This window comes from Methylobacterium sp. J-026 (assembly GCF_022829585.1).
GTDB lineage: Bacteria > Pseudomonadota > Alphaproteobacteria > Rhizobiales > Beijerinckiaceae > Methylobacterium.
In genome coordinates, this window is sequence record NZ_JAKSYC010000167.1 from 1 (window position 1) to 977 (window position 977).

A 977-nucleotide genomic window follows, 5' to 3' on the forward strand; every position below is an offset into this window, starting at 1 on the left:
GCCGCGCCGCGCCGCCGCCGGTGTTCACCCCCGTGCCGCTGTTCACCTGCACGGGCGCCTACTCCGGTATCAACGCCGGCTACGCGTTCGACGCCTCCAGCGGCCGCAACAACAACTCCACCTTCCGCGTCCCGTCCCCCCACGCCGCCGCCGGCACCACCGCCACCTTCGGCAACCGCAGCCAGGACGGCTTCTCCGGCGGCGCCCAGATCGGCTACACCTACCAGTTCACTCCGGGCGCTGGCGTGGTCGTCGGCAACGAGGCAAACGCCCAGTACCCCGACTTCGGCCGCAGCCGGAACAGCGCCTTCATCAACGGCGCCCTCGCCCCCGGCTACTACGTCACCGACCCGCGCGGCATGTCGAGCCTCGACTACTTCGGCACCGGGCGCGGCCGCCTCGGCTACGCCTTCGACCGCACCCTCGTGTACGGCACCGGCGGCTTCGCCTACGGCTCGGGCAGCGCCGACCGCTCCTTCGGCGGCTACGCCGGCAACGACAGCTTCCGCACCGGCTATGCGGTCGGCGGCGGCGTCGAGTACGCGCTCCCCACCGACTCGGTCCTGAACCTCTTCCGCTCCTCGGCCTGGACGCCAATGGTCGCAGGCCTGTCAGGTAACCCCGACCGCAACACCCGGAACCAGGGCCGCTTGAGCACTCACGCCGCGAACAGCTTCCCCGGCGGCTTCGCCTACGGCTCGGGCAGCGCCGACCGCTCCTTCGGCGGCTACGCCGGCACGGACAGCTTCCGCACCGGCTATGCGTTCGGCGGCGGCGTCGAGTCCGCGCTCCCCACCGACTCGTTCCTGACCTTCTTCCCCTCCTCGGCCGTGACCCTCAAGGTCGAAGGCCTGTACGTCAACCTCGACCGCAACACCCGCAACCAGGGCGCGTTCGTCATCAACGCCGCCACCAACTTCCCGGTGGCGTACAACACCCTCGGCCGCCGCTCCGACGAGTTCGCCGTCATCCGCGCC

At 71.1% G+C, this 977-nt stretch carries 1 protein-coding gene; it reads left to right on the plus strand.

Annotation, left to right across the window (positions count from 1 at the left end; all coding sequences use genetic code 11):
- Nucleotides 1-32: 32 nt before the first annotated feature.
- Nucleotides 33-977, plus strand: a 945-nt coding sequence (locus MKK69_RS15970; protein WP_409564824.1) for an outer membrane protein, incomplete at its 3' end; no start/stop codon positions are given.